Origin of the sequence: Emticicia sp., assembly GCF_049241225.1 — a bacterium.
Lineage (GTDB): Bacteria > Bacteroidota > Bacteroidia > Cytophagales > Spirosomataceae > Emticicia.
Genome location: NZ_JBMLRC010000019.1, coordinates 1 through 1,996 on the forward strand (window position 1 = coordinate 1; position 1,996 = coordinate 1,996).

Below are 1,996 nucleotides of genomic sequence, written 5' to 3' on the forward strand. Positions count from 1 at the left end.
TCTTTTAGTTTTGCAATCTGTTTTTCAATCGCACTTTTTGATTTATTCAATGCAATTGCTAATTCAGGTATTGTTATTAATGGATTTTCTTTAATTAACTCTAAGGTCTTCACCGTACTTTTCAACCCACTTTTCACCGTACTTTTCACCGTAGTTTCTTCCGACATTTTCTCCGACACACTTTGTGCTATTCTCGGAGAAAACCTTACATCAACCCCACCCATTTCGAGGTCAAAATAGGGTTGTGGAACACCCGCAAGTGTACACTCTTGTAATATCCTTGAGATGCCACGCCCCCACGATTCTACCATACCAGCTCTAAAAAAGGTATTTGAAACGTCGGGATTTCGGGGTTTTGATGTGTGCGTAGTAACGAAACGTTCGAGTGTCCAATTATGAGGCAATTCTCCATCATTCCAAATATATAAAGCATCAGGAAAAACCTTAATTTGAATCGGACTGCCGCTACTATAATCTTTGTGAGCAATGGCATTTAATACAGCCTCACGGAGTGCTTTTTCGGGGTAAGGATATGTTTCAACCCTATATATACCTTCGTAGCTAATCATGGCACTCATATATTTGCTCAGTAATAAATCCATTGTTTTATCTACTTGCTGCATAAGTGTACCATGTACTTCGTCTTGATAAAGTATATCGGCAGGGTTAGCGAAGAAGCCAATTTTCACATACGCACCAGTAATATAGCGTTCGGGCCTTTCATGAAAAAGTAATAATGCCGCCCTTTTGAGCTGATTTTCCTCAATCAGATTTAAATGAATCAATAGTGTTTCATCTGATTCATTCAAAATATCATCTTCAACTCTTTTAGATTTGGTAGCACGCTTTCTGAAATCATCAAAAGCACGAACATTCAAATCTTTAATTTTGAGATGAGGCATCGGAATAGAATCCCAATGTTTGCCCGTTTTTTCGAGTAAAAATTTATTTAACGCAAGTCCTTTTAGTTCTTGTTTAGTGCTTCCACTCCGAAAATGGTACTGACCTTTATAATTTATTGGATAAGGATATGGCTCAACAATGATTTCTAAATATTGTAAATTGTTTTCAGAAAGTAGGTTTACATCGACCATTATCCCCAAGACATCACGCACTTTATTCGGAATATCCTCCAGTAATTTCTCTGCTTCATCAAGGCCACTGACAATACCGTTATCATTAATACCAATATATAATGTACCGCCTTGGGCATTAGCAAAACCACAAATCCATTTGATATATTCATCACGCCAAGATTCTTTCCACTCAGTATTTTGGTTTTCTTTTGTCATACTAAACTTTAAAATTCAATTTTGAATACCACTTCATAAGTGGGTATTATACAAAGATAATAGATTAAAGTCTGTTAAAAAATTAATTGGAGAAGCAAAATAACGGAGTGTAGATGCAAAAAAAATGATACAAAGATGAGCTTTGAAGCTCGAAAATAGCTATCTTAGCATCAAAGTTGTAGGAATACAGAATCGCCTTGTACATGTCTGCGTCAAGGCTTTTTTATTTCTGCAATGATTCTCTTCAATTCGTCATTTTCATTGACATAGTGCTGCAACTGCCCTTTTAAATAAGCTACTTGAGAAAGTAAGGCATCAACCGTGCGGTCTTCTTCATTCCACGGAGCTGCTTCATTGAGGTTCTTTGCTTGGTTGGCATAACCACGACAAGTCGATGAACAGTATTTGGCGGTCGAGCGATTGGCAAAATAAACAGTACCACAGTACAAACAAGTTTTTTCAAAAACTTTAGCGTTATATTTGAACTTACTACGGTCGAGAGTAGGCATACATGTATATGTTTTAGTAGTACAATATTAATAAAAAAACAATATATAATCAAAATTATAACGCATTAATTCCGTTATAAAAACATTTTTTATTAAATAACAGTTGCCTAATCTCAGGTAAAAATCATACGTTTCCTAATTTTTCATCATAAAGTTCATTTTGAACCTTATGATGAAAATGACTGATTATCAAAT

The 1,996-nt window shown here is 35.3% G+C and carries 2 protein-coding genes; both read right to left on the minus strand.

Annotation, left to right across the window (positions count from 1 at the left end):
- Nucleotides 1–1,292, minus strand: a 1,292-nt coding sequence (locus ACOVO2_RS00965) for an ATP-binding protein (RefSeq protein ID WP_421768175.1), incomplete at its 3' end; no start/stop codon positions are given.
- 212 nt (nucleotides 1,293–1,504) lie between these two features.
- Nucleotides 1,505–1,801 (minus strand): hypothetical protein, encoded by a 297-nt coding sequence (locus tag ACOVO2_RS00970; protein ID WP_421768176.1) that lies wholly within the window; start codon nucleotides 1,799–1,801, stop codon nucleotides 1,505–1,507.
- Nucleotides 1,802–1,996 lie beyond the last annotated feature (195 nt).

Coding starts and splice junctions, on each gene's coding strand:
- ACOVO2_RS00970 (WP_421768176.1), bottom strand. CDS start 1,801: ATGCCTACTCTCGACCGTAGTAAGTTCAAATATAACGCTAAAGTTTTT.